Origin of the sequence: Methylobacterium sp. 88A (assembly GCF_000376345.1) — a bacterium.
In the GTDB taxonomy this organism is placed as follows: domain Bacteria; phylum Pseudomonadota; class Alphaproteobacteria; order Rhizobiales; family Beijerinckiaceae; genus Methylobacterium; species Methylobacterium bullatum.
Window position 1 is genome coordinate 2,505,216 of the sequence record NZ_AQVT01000001.1, and the last position, 20,751, is coordinate 2,525,966.

Below are 20,751 nucleotides of genomic sequence, written 5' to 3' on the forward strand. Positions count from 1 at the left end.
CATTGGACGAGTCGGGCACACGTTGCCTTGTTGGGCATGTCCCCGGCGTTCAGGTAGAAAGTCGTCGGACCCCACTTGGCGATCAGGAATGCTTGGTGAGCGGACAGTTTGCACGAAGCTTGCTGTCTGTCGGGGCCTTGAATGCGAAAATGAGGCTCACTGAGTGAGCGATGGACGTGTGAGCAAGATTGCATCCAGTGCGCATTGGCGTACCCAGGAAATGTTCCTGCTTCAAGAAGTCATGAACCTGATCGGCAAAGGTATCCGCCTCGATCAGGTCGCACGAGAAATGTTGCATCTGCTGTCCGAGATCGTCGGGCTCAACCGCGGACGCATCGTCCTGCAAGACCCGGACGGGGAAGGCTATCGGATCGCCCACTCCTATGGCCTGACCCGCGAGGAGGTCGACCGGGGCAGATACGCACCGGGCGAAGGCATCACCGGGCGCGTCATCCAGGACGGCCATCTCATCATCGTCCAGGACATCGACAAGGACCCGACCTTCCTCGGGCGGGCCGTGGAACGGACCACGCTACCGCAAGATGCCGTCTCGTTCCTGGCGCTTCCGATCCGGGTCGACCAGAGAACGGTGGGTGCCATCGCGTGTCACCGGATCCGCCACCGTGAGAGGGCGCTCTCCGACGATCTCACCATCCTGCGCATCATCGCCACGTTGATCGGTCAGTTGCTGACCTTGAACGAGCGCGTCGAGCAGAAGACGCGTGCGCTCGAGGAACACAACGACATGCTGGCGCGTGAGCTTCGCATCAAGCGGGCTCGCTACGGCATCATCGGCACGTCGCCAGCGCTCCTGCGCGCCCTCGCTCAGGTCGAGAAGGTCGCGAACGCGACGGCGAGCGTCCTGCTGCTCGGCGATTCGGGAACCGGCAAGGAACTGTTCGCGCGAGCGCTCCATCTCGCCAGCCCGCGGCGGGGCAAGCCCTTCATCAAGGTCAATTGCGCGGCCATTCCCGAAACCCTCTTCGAATCCGAGCTGTTCGGCCACGAGCGCGGTGCGTTCACCGGCGCGGTCGAGGCCCGCGCGGGTTGGTTCGAGCAGGCGAGCGATGGCACCATCTTTCTCGACGAGATCGGCGAGATGCCCGCCCTCCTCCAGACCAAGCTGTTGCGGACCCTTCAGGAGGGCACCGTCGTGCGCCTCGGGGGCAAGCGCGAGATCCGGGTCGACATGCGCCTCGTGGCCGCGACGAACCGGGATCTCGCGGGAGACGTCGCGCAGGGCCGCTTCCGCGAAGACCTGTTCTACCGCCTCAACGTCATCCCGATCACGCTGCCGCCGCTCGCGGGGCGACGGGGCGATATTCCCGATCTCGTGCTGCATTTCCTGACGCGGGCGAACCAGGAGAACCAGCGGAACGTCAACCTGACACAGGCCGCGATCGCGCATCTCGCTCGCCAGCAATGGCCGGGCAATATCCGGCAGCTCGCGAATTTCATCGAGCGAACGGTGCTGCTGTCGAGTGAGGGCGTGCTCGATGTGGACGACCTGCGGCCGATGCTCGGAGACGCCGCCCGGACGTCGATTGCCCTCCCCGGCTCCATGGAAAGGGATTTCCTGGCCGCCCCGATGGCGACGATCCGCCCCTATCTGTCGGCCGACTCGCACGGACACGAGCAATTGCGCCTCGCGCTCGCCCAGGCCGGGGGGAACAAGACCCGCGCCGCACAGAGACTCGGCCTCACCGAGCGGCAGTTCTCCTACCGATGGAGGAAGCTGCAGAGCACGCCCTGAGGTCGACCGACAAAGTTCGACAATGTCGACATAGTGTCGACATTCGATGGTTAGCGGATCCGGACGATGGATCCGAGATCTATGCTAAGATACTGTCGTACAAGGATTTTCAAAAATATTGAGCGCGCGGTCGCCCTGGCACCGGCCTTGCGCATCTCTCCTCGAGCCGGCCCCAGAACGCGTGGGGCACGTGCAGCAAGAGGAGCTAACCATGAGCGCCAGCGCCGCCCCGACGACCCTCACGACCTACCTGCGTCCGATCGATCGCGACGGCCTCGCCAAGTTCGCCGAGAAGGGCCGCGCCAATCCCGGTTCACGCGGGACCAACAAGGTCCACACCGTCGTCGACGGCCAGTATCGAACCCTCAGCTATGTCGGCAATCACCAGCCGGTCGTGGTCGACGAGCCGTTGCACCTGTTCGGTGAGGATACCGCCCCGGCACCCGGCGAGATCGTGCTGTCGGCGCTGGGCGGCTGCCTTGCCGTCGGCATCACCGCCGTCGCGACGTGGAAGCAGGTGCGCCTGTCGCGCCTCGAACTCCACATCGAGGGCGACATCGGAAACCCGGCCGCCTGGGGCGCGGGCGGTGCCGAGAAGAAGCCGGAGGAAATGGGCTTCCAGGCGATCCGCGTCGCCGTGACCATCGAAGGCGACGCGACACGAGAGGAGCTCGACGAGATCGTGCGCCACGCGAATGTCTATTCGCCGGTCGCCAACTCCATGCGCAACCCGATCGCCTTCGACATCGGCCTGGCCGACTGAAGCCGGAGGCGGGACCGGTCGGTCCCGCCCCGTCCGATCCCTCCTGAGGAGATTGCACGATGTCGAGCGCCCCCGCTCTTCGGCTGGCCGATGCCCCCATCGCGGTGGCGCCACACTCCGCGCCCGCCGCTTCCGAATGGACGGATGAGACCGTTCTCGCCGGAACGACGGTCATTGCCGACGGTCCCCTGAGCGCGGCAGCGGCCCAGATCGACCATGGCGCCTACCCGCTCGACATCATGGCCGGGCTCGGTGGCGCGGGCGCTCTCGGCGTCCATCTCGACCGGCACGGCACCCGCGTCGGCCTCTCCATCGCCGCCATGCAGGCGGCGAGCCGTGCCTGCGGTGCCACCGGCTTCCTGATGTGGTGCCAGAACGTCTGCGGCCTCTACCTGGAACAGTCTGGCAATCCCGCCCTGACGGGGGCCATTTTCGACGACCATGCCGCGGGTCGCACCTTCGGCGGCACGGCCCTCTCCAACCCGATGAAGGCCTTTGCTGGAATCGAACCGATCCTGCTGCGCGCACGGCGCGTGCCGGGCGGTTACCGGGTCAACGGCATGCTGCCATGGGTCAGCCACATCGGACCGGGGCAGTATTGCGGCGCCATCGCGGGTGTCGTCGGCGCCGGCGACACGATCAGCCACGAGATCATGTTCCTGCTGCGCTGCGACCGGGCCGAGCTGCGGCCCTGTCCGCAATTCTCCGGCATGGAGGGCACCAGCACCTGGGGCTTGCGCCTGGACGAGTACTTCGTCTGCCAGGACGAGCTGATCGCCGATCCTGCCCGTCCCTTCATCGGCCGCATCCGAGCCGCCTTCATCCTGCTTCAATGCGGCATGGGCCTCGGCGTCGCGCAGGGAAGCCTCGATTCCATGAACGCGGTCGAGGAGACCCTCGGGCACGTCAACCAGTTCCTCGACGACCGCCCCGGACAGATTGCGGCCGAACTCGCCGAACTCCGCGCCCGAATCCTCACGCTCGCCGAATCCCCCTATGACGGCTCGAACGACTACCTGATCGACGTGCTCGACGCCCGCGCGCAGACCTCCGAGCTCGCGCTTCGCGCCTCGCAATCCGCCCTGCTCCACCAGGGCGCGCGCGGCTACCTGATGTCGGCCGCGCCCCAACGGCGTATCCGCGAAGCGCATTTCGTCGCCATCGTCACGCCCGCCATCAAGCATCTGCGCTGGGAGATGGCCCGCCTGTCGCGGGAGATCCTTCCGGCCGATACCCGCGAGGGAGGCCGGGCATGACCGCGCTCGCGCCGACCGACGGGCTCGGGCCCTGGAGACAGTTCCTCTGCCGGGCCTGCGGCCTGATCTACGACGAGGGCGACGGCGATCCCGATAGCGGGCTGGCTCCCGGCACCCGCTTCGAGGACATCGCGCAGGATTGGGCCTGCCCGATCTGCGGCGTCACGAAATCGGATTTCGAGCCCTATCGACGGCGGGCATCCGTCGCGCCCGCGCCCCTTCCCCTCGTCCGGCAGCGCCGGCCGGGCGTGGTGATCGTCGGGGCCGGTGTGGCGGGCTGGAGCGTCGCCGAGGCGATCCGTGCCGAGGATGCAGAGGTTCCGATCACCCTGGTGACGGCCTGCAGCGGCGACGTCTACCACAAGCCGGAACTCTCGGTCGCGCTCGGACGCGGTATGTCACCGGACACTCTGCTCCGGGAGAGCGGCGCGACCGCGGCGGCCCGCCTCGGCCTGCATCTCATGCCCGACACGGTGGCGGTGGGCCTCTCGCCGGATCGGCATCGGCTGCGGACGACCCGTGGCACCCTGGCCTACACGCAGCTCGTTCTCGCCCACGGCGCCAGGGCGGCATTGCCGGCCTGCCTCGACCCCACGCTGTGCTGGCGCGTCAACGATCTCGCGGCATGGTCCGCCCTGCATGCCGAACTCGGGCGCGGTCCCCGCACCGTGGCGGTGATCGGCGCCGGCATGGTCGGCTGCGAGCTCGCCGAGGATCTCACGCGGGCCGGTCATGGCGTCACGCTCATCGGCGCCGGGACGCTTCCGCTGCCCGAACTCCTGCCCGCCATGGCCGGTCTTCGCCTCCTGGCGGGCCTGGAGCGCCTGGGCGTACGCTACCGTGCCGACACCCTGGTGACCGGCCTGAGCCGCAGGCCGGACGGCCATGTCGCGCTCGCCCTCTCGGACGGCGGGGTCCTGGACGCCGCCACCGTGGTCGCGGCGACGGGCCTCGCCACGCCCTCGCGGCTCGTCCGTGGAGCCGGCCTCGCCTTCGAGCGTGGCATCGTCGTCGATCGGTCGACGCTGCGGACGAGCCGACCCGACGTCTTCGCCCTCGGCGACTGCATCAGCATCGACGGCCAGCCCTGCCGCTACATCGAGCCGGTCGCACGGCAGGCCGAGGCGATCGCGCATGCCATCGTCGGCCGGGCGCATCCGGGCTACGCGCACGCCGCGCCCGTCATCCGCCTGAAGACGCGCTCCGCGCCGGTCGAACTCCACGGCATTCCGGTTCCGGGCGCCCCCTGGCACGTCGTCGAGGACACCGAACGCCGTCTCGCGATGGAGCAGCGGCACGACGGCGGCATCACCGCCTGGCTCGCAGCCTGAGGAATCGACGATGACGAGCGCCGTTCCCGCAACCGATCCCGTTCTTTCGCAGGCGCACGAACAGGTGGCGGCGACCCTCTCGGGCACCGTTCCCCGACCTGTCGTGCAAGGCTTCTTCGACGAGCCGACGAACACCGCGACCTTCGTCGTCCACGATCCCCAAAGTCGTTCCGCGGCGGTGATCGACAGCGTCCTCGACTTCGACCCGGCATCCGGGACCTTGTCCTACGAGGCGGCGAACCGGGTCGTCGCCTATGTGCGCGCGCAGGGCCTGACGGTGGAGTGGATCCTCGAGACCCACGTCCATGCCGACCACCTCTCGGCCGCCCCGTACCTTCAGGAGCAGCTCGGCGGACGGCTCGCGATCGGCCGTGGCATCGTCCAGGTCCAGGACGAGTTCGGGACGCTCTTCAACGCCGGAACCGAGTTCGCCCGCGCCTGCTCGGAGTTCGACCGCCTGTTCGATGACGGCGACCGTTTCGCGGTCGGCGGGATCGAGGCCCTCGTGCTCCACGTACCGGGTCATACATCCGCCGACCTCGCCTACGTGATCGGGGATGCGGCCTTCGTCGGCGACACCCTGTTCATGCCGGATTACGGCACGGCCCGTGCGGATTTCCCCGGCGGCGACGCCCGGCAGCTGTTCCGCTCGACCCGAAGGCTGCTGGCGCTTCCGGACATTACGCGCCTGTTCCTGTGCCACGACTACAAGGCCCCCGGCCGGGACGAGTTCATCTACGAGACGACGGTGGCCGTGCAGCGGGCCGAGAACGTCCACGTCCGCGACGGAATGGCGGAGGACGACTTCGTCGCGATGCGCACCGCGCGTGACCGCACCCTGAAGGCGCCACGGCTGATCATGCCGTCGATCCAGGTGAACATGCGCGGGGGACGCCTGCCGCAACCGGAGGCCAACGGCACGCGCTACCTCAAGATTCCGCTGACGACGGTCCGGTCATGAGCATGGCCGAAGCGCTTGGACCGTCCCCGGCGCGGGTCTTCCCGCAGCGCCCGATCCGGCCGATCGAGGGGAGCGGGTGTTGACGCTCGAACCCGTGCAATACGCTCTCGGCGCGAGTTCCGGTTCGCTGGTCGGGCTCCTCCTCGGGCTGGTCGGCGGCGGCGGCTCAATCCTCGCCCTCCCGATGCTCATCCACGTGGTGGGGTTGCGCAACACCCATGTGGCGGTGGGAACGGGCGCTTTCGCCGTCGCCGCCTGTTCTCTCGTCAACCTCGTCGGCCATCTTCGGGTCGCGCGGGTCCCGTGGAGAGCGGCGGGATTGTTCGGGGCGGCCGGCATCCTCGCCGCATTGCTGGGCGCGGATCTGAGCAAGCAGTTCGACGGGCACCGCCTGCAGTTCTTGTTCGCGCTGGTAATGCTCGCGGCGGCGGGCCTGATGTTGAAGCGGCGGTTCGCACCGGCCGCCGCGCCGTTGGAGGTCACTCGGGAGAGCGTGCCCAAACTCGTCGGCTACGGAAGCGCCACGGGCCTGCTGTCGGGCTTCTTCGGCATAGGCGGCGGCTTCCTCATCGTCCCCGGACTCGTCGCCGCCACCGGGATGCCGCTGGTGAGTGCCGTCGGCTGTTCCCTCGTGGTCATCACGGCCTTCGGGGTGACGACCGGGCTGAGCTACGCGCTGTCCCACCTCGTGGATTGGGCCCTCGTCCTGGCTTTCGTGGCCGGGGGAGCGGGAGGCGGCCTCATCGGCCTTCGTCTTCGTTCCGTCTGTATCGCCCGCAAGGGCGCGCTGGACACGGTGCTGGCCGCCATCATCGGAGGCGCGGGGCTGGTGATGCTGATGCGGTAGATCCGAGCGCAACGTGGGTGTTCGCCACCGGCCGACACCGCGAATGAAGACGATCCGGCCTGAGATCCGAACGAGTACTGGCCTTCGGCCGCTCTCCCAAAACAGACCTGCCGGCTCAGTTCTTGCTGCCATTTTTCTAAACGATCATCACCGGAGTCCGCGATGGCCCTGTTCGATAAGTCTTCCGGTTCACGACCCCGCCTGAGCCGCCGTGGCTGCAACTGCGGGGTGCATGTGAGCCAGGCCGAGCACGAGGCGGCGCTCCCGACGGGCGACGCCGCTGTCCAGCGGGTCGTCGAGGCGTCGATGATGCGTGCCGTGTTCCCCCGGGAAGCCGAGCGCCGCGCCTTCCTCCGAAGCGTCGGCGCCGCCACCGCCGCGGCGGCGATCAGCCAGCTCCTGCCGACGCGGTTCGTGGCCGAAGCCTTCGCGAATGCCGGCAAGCCGGAGAAGACCGACCTCAAGGTGGGTTTCATCCCGATCACCTGCGCCACGCCGATCATCATGGCGAAACCCATGGGCTTCTATGAGAAGCAGGGCTTGAACGTCGATGTGGTCAAGACCGCAGGCTGGGCGGTGATCCGCGACAAGACCCTGAACAAGGAATACGACGCCGCCCACATGCTGGCGCCGATGCCCATCGCGATCAGCCTGGGGCTTGGCTCGGCCGCGGTGCCCTTCGCGGTGCCGGCCATCGAGAACGTCAACGGCCAGGCGATCTGCCTGGCGATGAAGCACAGGGACAACCGCGACCCGAAGAACTGGAAAGGCATGAAGTTCGCCATTCCGTTCGACTACTCGAACCACAATTACCTGCTGCGCTACTATCTGGCCGAGCACGGCATCGATCCCGACGCGGATGTGCAGCTGCGTTCGGTTCCGCCGCCCGACATGGTCGCCAACCTGCGGGCCGACAATATCGACGGGTTCCTGGCCCCCGACAACGTGGTCCAGCGCGCGGTCTACGATGGCGTCGGCTTCATCCATATCCTGTCGAAGGAGATCTGGGACGGGCATCCCTGCTGCGCCTTTTCGATCGCGCAGGACACGATCCAGCAGATGCCGAACACGACGGCGGCGTTGCTGCGGGCCATCATGGAAGCGACGGCGCACGCCTCCAAGCCCGAGAACCGCAAGGACATCGCTGCCGCCATCGCTCCGGCGAATTACCTGAACCAGCCTCAGACCGTCATCGAGCAGGTCCTCACCGGTACCTATGCGGATGGGCTCGGCGGCGTGAAGAAGGATCCGAAGCGCGTCGCCTTCGATCCTTTCCCATACGAGAGCTTCGCGGTCTGGACGCTGACCCAGATGCAGCGCTGGGGTCAGATCAAGGGCGACGTCAACTACGCGGCCATCGCGAAGCAGGTCTACCTAGCCACCGACGCCATGCGCCTGATGCGGGAGGCGGGCCTCACGCCTCCGGAGGGCACTACGAAGACCTTCGTGGTCATGGGTAAGACCTTCGATCCGGCCAAGCCGAAGGAGTACATCGACTCCTTTAAGATCAAGCGGGCGGGCTGAGCCATTCTCGCCTACAACTTAGCGCAAGTCATGAGTCAGCCCAAGTTTGAAACTAAGACTATAATCTTATGAGGTGAGGGTCGCTGCGGCCTGTTTGCAGCTGAACGGATGCCCTCGATGAGCCTGCCGTTGCGATCACTACCGCCGCCCGAGCCCAATCGGCTGCATCCTCCCCCTCACACTCAACGCAAGGCGGCCCCCGGGCCGCCTTTATCGACGCTGGAGCCCATTCATGACGATGGCCACCGTAATCAGCATAGCCACCGCCCTACCGCCAGGCTTGATCCCATTCGGCCGCGACGAACGCCACCGCCCCCACGCTTCGCGGTTTGCCGCTAGGGACAAGGCCGAGGCCGAGCGCGTCGCCGGGCTGATGGGCATGCATGTGCTCTAGATCAGCGATGATACCCACCACAGCCTTGCCGCCGGCCCGCCGCAGGAGCGGTTGTTCAGGAGTGGGAAGGGCTTTGTCGGTAATTCTTCGCCGAGAGGGCCGCCACGGCTCAGGGCGTGTTCGTGCCGCTCGCCTTCGCCCCGGCGAGGCCTCTCGATCACCCGACCACCCAAGTGACCATATCTCAGCCTTCCTGCGAAATCTCCCGCAACTCTCAGTAGGGCACGGACAGGAGGCAGATGCCGAGCTTCCATTGGGAGATGCTTGCCTTGCGAACCTAGGCAAGCAAGAGCCTTAAATAAAAGCCTTGAATCCAATGATCGTCTCAGAATCTCTTACGCCCGGCAGTCTGCCGAGGAAGTCGTTGACGAACAACCCAATGTCGACTTCATTATCAACATGAAATTTTGCCATGATATCGAATTTTCCGGCGGTCGAGTAAATTTCCGATGCTATGTTGAGAGACAATAGATTTTCAGAAATCTCGTATGTCTTTCCGATCTCGCATTTTATTTGAACAAAAAAAGTTTTCATATTTCCCTCAATCGAATCGGTTGCAGGCGAGCGAATCAAGCCTTTCTCGCGAAAGCTCCTCTACGCTGGCCTAAGCGGAGCAGGAATGGGCAATTTGCGTCAATTGGTCGAGCGCGTCTGAGACGTTCGGCAAAAGCGTTGACGTTCCCATGAAGATCCCCCCGCCTTAGCGTTGAGCTTCGTCGTCTAGGCACCGAGGTCGTGGGCCATGCCGACCCCGCGCGAGGACGCCGCCTTCGACGTACCGGCGACGGCCCCACGTTTGCTAAGAGCGCCGATCTCCTGACATGACGAGACACGGCTAATTGAAGTGTCCGACCCAGCGCATGACATAACGCTGGCCTTCCGGGCGATTCTGCGCGCCGAACTCTTGATACGCATTGAAAAACAGGAAATTTTCCTTGTTCAACGCCCACAATGCTCCCGGACCGAGGGCGAAGACGCGTTCGCGTCGGCCGGGAACGGCGACGCCGTTCGCGAGCGTGTCAGTGATCTGCTGCAGCCAATAACCGTTGACGCCGAGCTTCAACTCCTTCGTCACGCTGACTTCGCTGGCGAAGTTCGCATGCAGTGCCTGTCCAGCCTGGGTCGAGAGGACGGCCGGGCCGAACCCGACATTCGGGCGGTCGTTGCTGGCGTTCCAAAGGTAGTGGAGACGAACCGAGACGGTCCAGTCCGGCGTCAGGAACAGGGTGCCGGCAACGTTGGGATTGAACGAGAAGAAGTTCGATCCGGGATTGACCGCCGCAGCCGCGTCGTAACGGCCGGTGGGCAGGATCATCTGCGCCTCAATGCGACCGAAGAACAACGGCCCTTTTTCCCCCATGATCGGATCGAACTGGATGAACGGTCCGATCAGAAGGTCGCCGATACCCTGCTGAGCCTTCAGGGCCGCGCCGCCCAGGCCGTCATCCGCACTCGAGGAGATGATCGCCGGGATGATGATGTCGAAGCCGAGGGCGCCGGAGCCGATCTTGACGGGCGAGATGTAGAGGAGCTGCGTCAGGCTCGCGAACACGCTGATGTCCTGACGCGGAAGGCCAAGGCTGCGGCCGCGATTGTCGGTCAGGCGCCCGGCCGAATAGACTTGCAGGTACTGGGTCGGGTACCAGCCGGGCCCCGCTGGCGGCGCGCCGTCGAGGAAGCTCGAGAAGCCGAGGTTCAGGCTCGGCAGGTCGTAGGCCGTCGCTGGTCCCGAGAGGCCGGCGAGCGTCGCCAGGGCGAGTGCCGCGTGCCGCACGAGGCGTGCCCGGCCGGCGGCGCTTTTCTTCGTGCGTGTCCGAATCCGTTTCGGCCGCTCGACCATTTGGTTCGTCATGATTGTCCCGTCAGTTCCGGATGCGTCGCGAGTCATTCGGCGGTCGGGCTCGGCGCCCAAACGCGGTGTCGTTGATGTGTGGGATCCGATTGTTCGGTCATGCTGCACCGATTCGGGTTCAGGCGCCCGGAACGGAGCCCGGCGGCAAAAAATCCACCTCGCAGATGGCGGAGCGGCGCACGACCTCCTCCGGATCGGTCAGGTCGTGCAGGAGGCCGAACAACTCCTTCAGCTTCCGGCCAGGGCTGACCCAGAAAATCGCGCGGTTGGGGGTGTCGGTTCGGTTGTAATACGCATGCGGCTTACCCTTGGGCATGCAGACGAGGTCGCCGGACTTGGCCTGCAGCCATTGTCCATCCAAGTAGAGATCGAACGTTCCCTCCAGGACGTAAAGGAACTCGTCCTGCGTCGGGTGGATATGCGGAGGAACGAACGTTCCCGGCGGATCGTAGGTCTCGAATGAGAACGCGCTGTCGCAATTAGCCTTGAACCAATAGGTGTGCCCCAGGATATTCCACACCGTTCCATCGACGCCCTCGCCGGATCTCGTGATGCCCGCCGGTAGCGGTCCGATATCGCTCATGATCTACTCACTATGATGAATAATTCAGCAGACTTATTGTAAAACCCGAACGTTCGAATCAATTAATACTGATATTTGGATCCAGACTGGGCTATCCAATTAGCGTCCACCTTATCCAGATCGCGCAGGAAAGCGTGAATTTCGGTTTGGCGCACCTTGTGCTGGTTTTGCTGCAACAGGCACCGTCCGCAGACAGGCCTGAGCGAAAGACGAGGCCATGGACGAAGACCCATCACACGCGCCACCGAAGCGGCCGTACGACGCCCGTCCCCTGGCGCAATACGCCCGCGTCGAAACCCGGGATGCCGACGAAGCGCGCGAGCGGATCGGGCGCCTCTTCTGTCCGCACAGTCTCGTTCCGGTAGGCGCCGCAGCCCTGTTCGACGCGCGGCACCACACCGTGGCGTTCGGTGGGCTGACCATCAATTACGTCGCCTACGGCGCCGGGGTGGAGATCGATCCCGGTTGTCTGGACCGGTTCTTCCTGGTGCAGATCCCCCTCGCCGGATCGGCGGTGGTTCGGAACGGACGCTACACCACCATCGCCAACACCGAGCGGGCGACCCTGCTCTCGCCGGTGATGCCGACCCAGATGGTATGGGAGGCCGGGTGCGAGAAACTGATCATCCTCGTCCCGCGCGAGCTTCTGGAGGAGCACGTGGTCCGGGTTCTCGACCGGATTCCGAAGCTCTTCGGCTTCGATCCGGGCATTGACCTTGGGCTCCCGCGCGGTTCGGCGATCCTGTCGCAAGCCAAGCTGCTGCTGCATCTCGCCGAGAGCCGGGTGCAGGGGGGCGTTGCCGGCACCGACGTGTTCGAGCGCGAACTGGCCTCAGGCTTCGTCACGCTGCTCGTCGGGCACATGCTCGAACATGCCGAACAGGGAGGCGTCCTCCTGCGACCGCACCGTGCATCCGTGGCGCCCGTCCATGTTCGCAGGGCCGAAGACTATATTCGCGCCCATCTCGACGCCGCACTGACCCTGCCGCAGATCTCCGATAAGGCCGGCAGCAGTATTCGCTCACTGCAGGAGGGGTTCCGGCAATTCCGGGACAGTACGATCTCGGATTTCATCATGGCGCAGCGCCTGGACCGCTGGCGGACCCTGATCCTCACCTCCGGCCCGGAGGTCAAGGTCGGCGATCTTGCGCTCTCCGTCGGCCTCAATCATCTCGGACGCGCCGCCGCCGCCTACCGGGCCCGCTTCGGCGAAGTCCCGTCCCGGACCCTGCGCAAACGGCATCGCTGATCCCGGCCGATCCGCGGGCGGAGCGCCCTGGGGCTTGTGTCGAAACACGAACCGGTGGGCGTTCTTCGACACCGGCGCGCTCCCCACCGACGCGGAGAGCGGTCGGCGGGGAGCGCTGGACTTCGCTCTTGCGAGTCCGGTTCAGGCGGCGTGCGACGCCTCGACGACCGTGAGGTTGGCCGGTTCGGCGGCGGGCGTCGCCTGATAGGCCGGAGCCTGCGCGAGCAGCTTCGCGTAGACGGGGGGCCGCAAGGGCGCGAACGCGGCGGTGATCGGGTTCGCCTCCCGAGTGCGGACGCCGATATCGGCGAGCAGCCCGGAGAAGTGGTGATTGTGGTAGGGGGCGATGCACAGGCCACCATAGGTCCTGGCGGAGAGACGTTCGGTGCGGCGCCACGCAAGCGACCGCGCGATCCCCGTCTCCATCTGCGCGCGACTTGGCTGCCGCGCGAGTCGTCCATCCATGAATCGCACGAGCCAGTTGGCTCCGAGTTCGGCCGAGAGGTTCGTCGCGAAGCTGGAGTTGAAGCCGACGAAACCGAGATCCGCCAGATCCGGGTTCACGATCATCCGGTAGAGCTTGTACTGTCCGTCCTCGGCCACGAGCTTGGCACGGTCGGAGTCGTTCAGGATCGGAATCTCCTGGCGCCAGCCGGTGGCCATGACCACGAGGTCGGCCGGCAGGCGCTGCCCCCCGGTGAGCACGGCGTTCGCCCCGTCATAGGCGGTGATGGTGCCCTGGATCGCCGTGATCTTGCCGTCCGTGACGAGCTTATAAAAGCCCGGCGTCTCGACCGCGAGGTTGCAATGGATGTCGTCCTCGATCCGCGTCCCGGGCAGGAGGCCGTTCTTGCCGAGCTTGAACTGAACCTTCAGGAGCGCCTCCAGGGCGCGCCAGTTCGCCCAGATCAGCGGGGTGGCGAGCTTCTGGACGAAGCGTCGTACGGGGCCGGCATTGAAGGGCAGGAACATCGACTCCGCGGCGCGGCAATAGAGGATGTTCTTGAAATTCACCAGGCCGCCGAAGAAATACGGGATCTTCCAGGCCGGCTCCAAGAAGACGAGCGTCACCGCCTCGGCGCCGTGCTTCACCGCGCTCACGGCCACGTCGGTCGCCGATTTCGAGAACCCGAGTACGATGACTCGCTTGCCCCGCACCGATTCGGCGTCCGTGTGCTCGCTCGAATGCAAGATCGTCCCTCCCGCTGCCCGGAACGCGTCGGCGCCGGGATGGACCGGCGTGTTCTTCTGGCTGAACTGCCCGGTGCAGAGGGCGACGAAGTCGTAACGCTCTGTCCGCACCACGCCGTCGGCGCCCGTCGTCGCCACGTCCCATCCGCGATCCGTCCGCTTCGTCAGGGCGGTCACCGATTGGCCGAAGCGGATCAGGGAGAGGAGGCCGAAGCGTTCGGCATAGGCGCGCAGGTAGGCGAAGACCTGGCCGCCGGACGGCCATTCGGGATAATCGGCCGGCATCGACATCTGGCTGAAGGCGTAGATCCCCTTGGGGGTCTGGGTCTTTACGTCCGGATAGGAGTGTGACGGCTCCCACACGCCCCCCAGTTCGGGGCCGCGTTCCAGCACCGTCACGCGGTGGCCGCGCTCTTGGAACGCCTTGGCGGCGGCGAGCCCGCTGATGCCCGAGCCGATGACGCAGACGGTGCGTTGCGTGACCATGGTTTGAACCTTCCTCCACGGACGTCCCAGACGGGGCGTGCTTTCATGGAGAAAATCTCACGTCAGACTGTGCGCCGAGCTATCCTGAACACGTCCCACCTATCCAGATCGCGCAGCAATATCTTACAAGCGCCAATATTTGTCCGTTCGAGGAAGCAATCTGTCCGGGGCGAGGTATTCCCAAAGAATAAACCGCTGGGCCTGCACAATGAACGGGCGGTTTTCCGACGTCCTGAGCATTGGCCGCCTCAGGTTCGACTGACCCATCAGCCTACCCGAATACGAAAAACCCTGCCTTCGTCGGGCGGGGTTTCTGGTTTCATGGATTTCGAACGATGTTGGGTGCGCTGCGCCGCAAAGAGCATCCGAACGTGCAGCGCCGACGCGGCGATCGGCCGGCGGTCGTGTCAGCACTGTGCCGACACGGCCCGGGCGAGCGGACCGGCCGGCTCGCGCAGGCTCAAGGCGATGTCGAAGTGATGGTAGCCGGGCATCTCGATCTGGTGTCCGGCATGGCCGGCCTCGGTCCAGGCGTGAGCGAAATCCAAGGTCTGTGCCTTGAAGGCGTCGCTTTCCAAGCCGCCGACCGAGGCCAGCAGGTGCGCCTGTGACCGCTGGGGGATCCGGTGCAAAGGGCTGTTGCGACGGGCGGACACCGTGTCGAGCTTCATCCACGCGTTGATGTGGGTGTCGATGAGGGGCTCGAGGTCCATCAGGCCCGAGAGAAGCAGGGCGGACGCGATCGTATTCTCCGGAACGCCGAAGGCGTGGTGCCAGCCATCCGCCAGCAGCATGCCGCCGAGATGACCGCCGGCCGAGGAGCCTCCCACATGGATGCGGCGGCCCGTGATGTCGTAGGTGGCGGCGTTGGCGTGGAGCCAGGCCAGCGCCGCGCGGGTCTGGCGCACGATCTCGTCGAGGTCGACAGCGGGGGCGAGCGAATAATTCATCACCGCCACCGAGACACCGTTCGGCACGAGGCCAAGGGCCGGAAAAGCGTTGTCGTCCTTCGACAAAGCGCGCCAATAGCCGCCGTGAATCCAGAGGAAGAGCGGGCTTCCCGGACCCGCCGGGTAGAGATCGAGGGTCTCGCCCGAGGCCGGATCGTAGACGAGGCCCGCCACTCGCTCCAACCGATCGACGACCTCGGCGCTCGCCGCAACGTAGCGCGCGTACTCTACCTCGAAGCTCGGAACGCTCAGTCGTGCATTGTATTCGCGATCCAGCCTGTCGCGTTCGGCCGGCGTCATCGGCTTACTCCGGAATCACGGCGGTGGCCTCGATCTCGACCAGGGCCGGCGGCTCGACGAGGCGTACGACCTGTACCAGGGCCATGGCGGGGAAATGCTGGCCGAACACGTCACGGTAGATGCCGCCAAGGTCGCGCCGGGCTTCGAGATAGGCGTCCATGTCCGTGACGTACCACGTCAGCCGCACGAGGTGGTGCGGCTCGGCGCCCGCTTCCGCCAGGATCGCCCGGATGTTTCGGAGGGCCTGATCGACCTGGGCGACGAGCCCATCGGGGAAGCGCTCGGTCTCGTCCCAGCCCACGATGCCGCCGGTGACGACGAGCCGGCCGGAGGCGGCCATGCCGTTGGCGTATCCGCGCGGCGCGGGCCAACTGGTGGGCTGCAGGAAGGCGGCGCTCCGGCGCGGGGGCTCGATCATGGTGCTCACGGGCTGTCTCCGGATGCGTGGTTCTGTGGCTGGGCGTCGCGGTAGCGCTCGGCCGCCACGCGCAGATCGGTGGGAAGGGGGATCGCGCGGCGCTCCGCGAGAGCGGTGGTGACGATGACGAGGCGGGCGGCGAGCACGGGCTCTACGTCGCGAAACGCCGTCAGGGCGAGCTCCAGCGAGGCGCCGCCGATCCGTGCGACGCGGAGAAAAACATCCAGGCGGTCGTTCCAGAAACCAGGCCTAAGAAAATCCGCCGCGGCGTGTCCGTAGCCGAGGCCGATGCCCCGCTCCTCGTGGAAGCCCCGGTAATCCAGGCCGAGCCCGTCCGTGAACCAGTCTTCCACCACACCGTTCAGCAGGTCGAACCAGCGCGGGAAGTACACGATGCCGGCCGGGTCGCAATGCGAGAAGCGCACGCGCACGGGCAAGCTGAAGAGACCCTCCTGATGCGCCAGAACCGGCGCCGGCGCGCGGCCCGCCGCGCTCATGCCGGCACCGCGACCGACGCCCCCGCGGCGGCCTGCTCGGCGGCGAGCCGACGCAGCTCGAAACGTTGGATCTTGCCGGAGGCCGTCTTGGGCAGGCTGGCGACGTAGTCGATGGCGCGTGGATACTTGTAGGGCGCGATCTCGGCCTTGACGAAATCTTGGAGCGTCTTTGCGTGCACCGTCGCGCCGGGGGCGAGGACCACGTAGGCCTTGACGATGGTCCCGCGCTCGGGATCGGGCGCACCGACGACGCCGCATTCGAGCACATCCGGATGGCGCAGGAGGGCGGCCTCCACTTCCGGCCCGGAAATGTTGTAGCCGGAGGCGACGATCATGTCGTCGCAGCGGGCCTGATACCAGAAGTAACCGTCCTCATCCATGAGGTAGCTGTCGCCCGGATAGTTCCAGCCGTCGACGACATAGGTGGTCTGGCGCGGATCGGCGAGGTAGCGGCAGCCGGTCGGACCGCGCACGGCGAGACGCCCGATCGTCCCCGGTGCCACCTCGTGACCCTGCTCGTCGACCACACGGGCCTCGTAGCCCGGCACCGGCCGTCCTGTGGCGCCGGGGCGCACCTCTTCCTCCGGAGAAGCGAGATAGATGTGCAGCATTTCGGTGCCGCCGATGCCGTCGAGGAGCGTCAGGCCGGTCGCGGACTTCCAGGCGTCGAAGGTCGCCCGGTTGAGGGATTCCCCCGCCGAAATGCAGCGGCGCAGGGATGAGAGATCGTAGGCCGTGCGCTTGGCCAGCATGGCCCGATACGCGGTCGGCGCGGTGAAGCAGATCGTGGCCCGTTCACGTCCGATCGCCAGGGCCAGATCCTCGGGACCGGCCTTCTCCAGAACGACGGCGGAAGCGCCGACCCGCATCGGGAACAGGATGATGGCGAGGCCGAAGGTGAAGGCGAAGGGCGCGGAACCGATGAAGCGATCGTCCGGCCCGGCCCGGACCACGTGCCGGGCGTAGGTGTCACAGATCGCGAGCATGTCGCGGTGGAAGTGCATCGCTCCCTTCGGTTCCCCCGTGGTCCCGGACGTGAAGGCGATGAGGCAGACCTCGTCCGCCGCGGTGTCGACGGCGGTGAAGGACGGACTCTCGGCGCTCATCAGTGCCTCGAGGGAGTTGGACCCGCCGCCCCAGTAGACCACCCGTTCCAGGCCCGGCGCGTGGGCGCGCGCACCCTCCATGTCATCCGCGAGGCGACGATCGCACAGAGCGATGGCGATCCGCGCCTTGTTCAGCGGATAGGCGATCTCCCGCGCCCGCAGCAGCGGCATGGTGGCGACGACGATGCCCCCCGCCTTCAGCACGGCGAGGTAGGTCGCCACCATCATCGGCGTGTTGCCCGAGCGCAGGAGTACGCGGTTGCCGGGCTGGAGGCCGAGCCGGTTCACCAGCACGTTGGCGATGCGGTTCACGCGCTCGAAGAGCTGGCGATAGGTGAGCGATTCATGCTCGCCGATCAGGCAGAGGGCATGGCCACGCCCCTCGACGATCCAACGGTCCAGGAACTGCGTCACGCAGTTCAGGCGGCGCGGGTAACGCAGGTCCGGCAGCGCGACGAGCAGGTCGGGCCAGGTGTCGCGCGGCGGAAGATGGTCGCGGGGGAAGGTGTCGAGGATAGGGGCGGCAATTCCCCTTGCGAGTTCGGACGGCGCATCCACGGTGAGGCCCTCGCGTTCGGGATCGGGCCGGACCGCGTTGTCCGCCGGAATGCTTGAGGCTTAAAGCATATTGCGCCTCGGTGCAAGGTGCTTTAAGCCTCAAGCATGTCGCGGGCCAACGGCGATTGGGCCGGGCGATCCGGGAGGATGCGATGGGTGTGGTCACCAAGGTCAATGCCGTCGGTCCGGAAGCCCGGCCGGGCGAATTGCCCGCGAACGGGAGCCCGAGCCGGGCCACGGCCCTGCGCATCGCCGTCGTCGGCGCGGGTCCGGCAGGCCTCTACCTGTCCATCCTGGTCCGGAAGCGGTTCCCGGCCGCGCGGATCACCGTCTACGAGCGCAATCGGCCCGACGACACCTTCGGATTCGGGGTGGTGTTCTCGGACGCCACCCTCGACATTTTCGAGCGCTACGACCCCGAAAGCTACGCCCGGATTACGCAGGAATTCGCCTACTGGGACGACATCGCCATCCACGTGAAGGGCGAGGTCCACCGGATTGGCGGCAACGGCTTCTGCGGCTGCGCGCGATCGACCCTGCTGAGTATCCTGCAGGAGCGCGCCCTCGCCCTCGGCGTCGAGATGGTCTTTCAGGCGGAGGCCGACGCGGAGGCGTTCGACGATCACGACCTCGTCGTCGTAGCCGACGGCATCAACAGCGCCTACCGGCAGCGCCACGCCGAGCATTTCGGCACCACGGTGGACCTGCGGCCGAACCGCTTTGTCTGGATGGGTTCGACCAAGCCGCTGGACGCCTTCACGTTCCTGTTCCGCGAGACGGAGTGGGGACCGTTCATCGCCCATGCCTATCAGTATGAGCGCGGGCGCTCGACCTGGGTGTTCGAGACCGACCCCGAGACTTTCGCTCGCGCCGGGCTCGGCGGACTCGACGAGGCCGGCTCGGCCGCCTTCATGAAGCGCGTCTTCGCCGATTTCCTGGGTGAGCATCCGCTGCTCACCAACCGCTCGATCTGGCGGCAATTCCCGATGATCCGCAACGCACGCTGGGTGCGCGGCAACCGGGTCCTGCTCGGCGATGCCAAGGCCACGGCGCATTTCTCCATAGGCTCCGGCACCAAGCTCGCCATGGAGGACGCCATCGCGCTCTACGAGGCCCTGGTGGCCGAGCCGGAGGTTTCCGCGGCCCTCGGCCGCTTCGAGAGCGGGCGGCGCGAGGCGGTCGAGAAGATCCAGCACGCGGCCGACGTCTCCCTCGTCTGGTTCGAGCACGTGGCGCGCTACCTGAATTTCGAGCCGGTGCAGTTCGCCTTCGGGGCGATGACGCGGGCGAAGGCGATCACCTACGACAACCTGCGCCTGCGCGCGCCCGACTTCGTCGCCAAGATGGATCGCACCTTCGCCGAAGGCGTGCGGCGGGCGGGCTTCGACGTCTCCCTCGACAGGCCCGCCGCGCCGATGTTCCAGCCCCTCCGCCTGCGCGAGATGGTGATCCCCAACCGGGTCGCGATGTCGCCCATGTGCCTGTACTCGGCGAAGGACGGCGTTCCGAACGACTTCCACCTCGTCCATTACGGCGCGCGGGCCATCGGTGGCCCGGGCCTGATGTTCACCGAGATGACCTGCGTCTCGCGCGAGGCTCGCATCACGCCGGGCTGCGCCGGGCTCTACACGGACGAACAGGAAGCGGCCTGGACCCGCATCGTCGGATTCGTCCACGCGAACGCGGCGACGAAATTCTGTCTCCAGCTCGGCCATGCCGGGCGAAAAGGTGCGACCAGGCTCATGTGGGAGGGCATCGACCGCCCCCTCGACACGGGCGGCTGGGAGGTGATGTCGGCCTCGAGCCTTCCCTATCTCCCGGACGGCACCGTGCCACGGGAGATGGACCGCGCCGACATGGAGGCGGTGACCGCCGATTTCGTCGCCGCCACGCACCGCGCCGAGCGGGCGGGCTTCGATATGCTGGAACTGCACTGCGCCCACGGCTACCTGCTGGCGAGCTTCCTCTCGCCGCTCACGAACCACCGTACGGACGCCTATGGCGGCAGCCTCGAGAACCGGCTGCGCTTTCCCCTTGCGGTGTTCGCGGCGATGCGGGCGGCGTGGCCCCTCCACAAGCCCATGTCTGTCCGCCTCTCGGCGACCGACTGGGCCGAGGGCGGCCTGACACCCGAGGACTCGGTGGCGATCGCGAACGCCTTCCGCGATGCCGGCGTCGACCTTGTCGACGTCTCCACCGGCCAAACCGTCACCGCCTCGCGCCCCCTCTACGGGCGGATGTTCCAGACACCCTTCGCGGAGCGGATACGCAACGAGGCCGGCACGGCGACCATGTGCGTGGGCAACATCACGACGCCGGACCAGATCAACACCATCCTGGCGGCCGGCCGGGCGGACATCGTCGCCCTCGGGCGTCCGCATCTCGCCGATCCGGGCTTCACCCTGCGGGCGGCGGCCTGGTACGGCGCGGAGGAGATCCACTGCCCACCCCAATATGCCCCCGGCAAGGATCAGGTGTTCCGCAATTCCGTGCGTGACCGCGCGGACCTGGAGGATCTCAAGCTGCGTGGGCGTCCCAGGACCCGAGCCGAGTTGCGGGCACGGCCCTCGGCCGAGACATCGTGAGCGGGGGCGCGTCCGCTCGTATTTGCGTTGCGCGACGAAATCGGGCTGATGCCCTCGGGGGCGGTGATCGCGCCGGGGTTCTGGTTTTGGGTGAGACAGCAGACGGCGGCGTTTCGGCGGGAGCGGAGGGGCGGGACGCCCGTACGA

17 protein-coding genes are annotated in these 20,751 nt (G+C 66.5%); 9 read left to right on the plus strand and 8 right to left on the minus strand.

Annotated features, from left to right (window positions below):
- The first annotated feature begins 220 nt into the window (after positions 1 to 220).
- From A3OM_RS0111945 to A3OM_RS0111975, 7 genes are all read left to right on the plus strand, one after another.
- Positions 221 to 1,753 carry a sigma 54-interacting transcriptional regulator gene (locus A3OM_RS0111945; protein WP_081612663.1) on the plus strand — a complete coding sequence of 511 codons (1,533 nt, stop codon included), beginning with the start codon at positions 221 to 223 and terminating at the stop codon, positions 1,751 to 1,753.
- A 211-nt stretch (positions 1,754 to 1,964) separates the two neighbouring features.
- Entirely contained in the window at positions 1,965 to 2,516 is a 552-nt protein-coding gene (locus tag A3OM_RS0111950; RefSeq protein WP_018043992.1) for an OsmC family protein, read from the plus strand.
- A gap of 59 nt (positions 2,517 to 2,575) precedes the next feature.
- Positions 2,576 to 3,772 (plus strand): acyl-CoA dehydrogenase family protein, encoded by a 1,197-nt coding sequence (locus A3OM_RS0111955; protein WP_018043993.1) that lies wholly within the window; start codon positions 2,576 to 2,578, stop codon positions 3,770 to 3,772.
- Complete coding sequence (locus A3OM_RS0111960; RefSeq protein ID WP_018043994.1) at positions 3,769 to 5,103, plus strand: FAD-dependent oxidoreductase; 1,335 nt, start codon at positions 3,769 to 3,771, stop codon at positions 5,101 to 5,103. The genes A3OM_RS0111955 and A3OM_RS0111960 overlap by 4 nt, the downstream gene beginning before the upstream one ends.
- Positions 5,104 to 5,113: 10 nt before the next feature.
- Entirely contained in the window at positions 5,114 to 6,064 is a 951-nt protein-coding gene (locus A3OM_RS0111965) for an MBL fold metallo-hydrolase (protein ID WP_018043995.1), read from the plus strand.
- A 79-nt stretch (positions 6,065 to 6,143) separates the two neighbouring features.
- A complete protein-coding gene (locus A3OM_RS0111970) occupies positions 6,144 to 6,911 on the plus strand; it encodes a sulfite exporter TauE/SafE family protein (protein ID WP_018043996.1) in 768 nt (255 codons plus the stop codon).
- 162 nt (positions 6,912 to 7,073) lie between these two features.
- Entirely contained in the window at positions 7,074 to 8,435 is a 1,362-nt protein-coding gene (locus tag A3OM_RS0111975; protein ID WP_018043997.1) for a CmpA/NrtA family ABC transporter substrate-binding protein, read from the plus strand.
- 688 nt (positions 8,436 to 9,123) lie between these two features.
- Here A3OM_RS0111975 and A3OM_RS0111985 read toward each other — a convergent pair.
- The 3 genes from A3OM_RS0111985 to A3OM_RS0111995 all read right to left on the minus strand — a co-directional run bounded on the left by A3OM_RS0111985 (position 9,124) and on the right by A3OM_RS0111995 (position 11,264).
- Positions 9,124 to 9,363: an Lrp/AsnC family transcriptional regulator gene (locus A3OM_RS0111985; protein ID WP_026175967.1), complete on the minus strand. Its 240-nt coding sequence runs from the start codon at positions 9,361 to 9,363 to the stop codon at positions 9,124 to 9,126.
- A 301-nt stretch (positions 9,364 to 9,664) separates the two neighbouring features.
- Complete coding sequence (locus tag A3OM_RS0111990; protein ID WP_210162314.1) at positions 9,665 to 10,681, minus strand: transporter; 1,017 nt, start codon at positions 10,679 to 10,681, stop codon at positions 9,665 to 9,667.
- 118 nt (positions 10,682 to 10,799) lie between these two features.
- The gene (locus tag A3OM_RS0111995) at positions 10,800 to 11,264 is read right to left on the minus strand and encodes a cupin domain-containing protein (protein ID WP_018044001.1); all 465 of its coding nucleotides are present in this window, start codon (positions 11,262 to 11,264) and stop codon (positions 10,800 to 10,802) included.
- A gap of 217 nt (positions 11,265 to 11,481) precedes the next feature.
- On the opposite strand from A3OM_RS0111995, the gene A3OM_RS0112000 reads away from it, so the two are divergent.
- Positions 11,482 to 12,513 (plus strand): AraC family transcriptional regulator, encoded by a 1,032-nt coding sequence (locus A3OM_RS0112000; RefSeq protein WP_018044002.1) that lies wholly within the window; start codon positions 11,482 to 11,484, stop codon positions 12,511 to 12,513.
- 141 nt (positions 12,514 to 12,654) lie between these two features.
- Here A3OM_RS0112000 and A3OM_RS0112005 read toward each other — a convergent pair whose 3' ends face one another.
- The 5 genes from A3OM_RS0112005 to A3OM_RS0112025 all read right to left on the minus strand — a co-directional run bounded on the left by A3OM_RS0112005 (position 12,655) and on the right by A3OM_RS0112025 (position 18,019).
- On the minus strand, positions 12,655 to 14,190 hold the full coding sequence (locus A3OM_RS0112005) for an FAD-dependent oxidoreductase (protein WP_018044003.1): 1,536 nt from the start codon (positions 14,188 to 14,190) through the stop codon (positions 12,655 to 12,657).
- 407 nt (positions 14,191 to 14,597) lie between these two features.
- Complete coding sequence (locus tag A3OM_RS0112010; RefSeq protein ID WP_018044004.1) at positions 14,598 to 15,440, minus strand: alpha/beta hydrolase; 843 nt, start codon at positions 15,438 to 15,440, stop codon at positions 14,598 to 14,600.
- A gap of 4 nt (positions 15,441 to 15,444) precedes the next feature.
- Positions 15,445 to 15,858 (minus strand): RidA family protein, encoded by a 414-nt coding sequence (locus A3OM_RS0112015; protein WP_026175969.1) that lies wholly within the window; start codon positions 15,856 to 15,858, stop codon positions 15,445 to 15,447.
- 5 nt (positions 15,859 to 15,863) lie between these two features.
- Positions 15,864 to 16,355 carry a thioesterase family protein gene (locus tag A3OM_RS0112020; RefSeq protein WP_018044006.1) on the minus strand — a complete coding sequence of 164 codons (492 nt, stop codon included), beginning with the start codon at positions 16,353 to 16,355 and terminating at the stop codon, positions 15,864 to 15,866.
- Complete coding sequence (locus A3OM_RS0112025; protein ID WP_018044007.1) at positions 16,352 to 18,019, minus strand: benzoate-CoA ligase family protein; 1,668 nt, start codon at positions 18,017 to 18,019, stop codon at positions 16,352 to 16,354. Before A3OM_RS0112025 ends, A3OM_RS0112020 begins: the two co-directional genes overlap by 4 nt.
- Before the next feature lie 242 nt (positions 18,020 to 18,261).
- Here A3OM_RS0112025 and A3OM_RS0112030 point away from each other — a divergent pair, with 242 nt between their 5' ends.
- Positions 18,262 to 20,604 carry a bifunctional salicylyl-CoA 5-hydroxylase/oxidoreductase gene (locus tag A3OM_RS0112030; protein ID WP_026175972.1) on the plus strand — a complete coding sequence of 781 codons (2,343 nt, stop codon included), beginning with the start codon at positions 18,262 to 18,264 and terminating at the stop codon, positions 20,602 to 20,604.
- Positions 20,605 to 20,751: the final 147 nt, after the last annotated feature.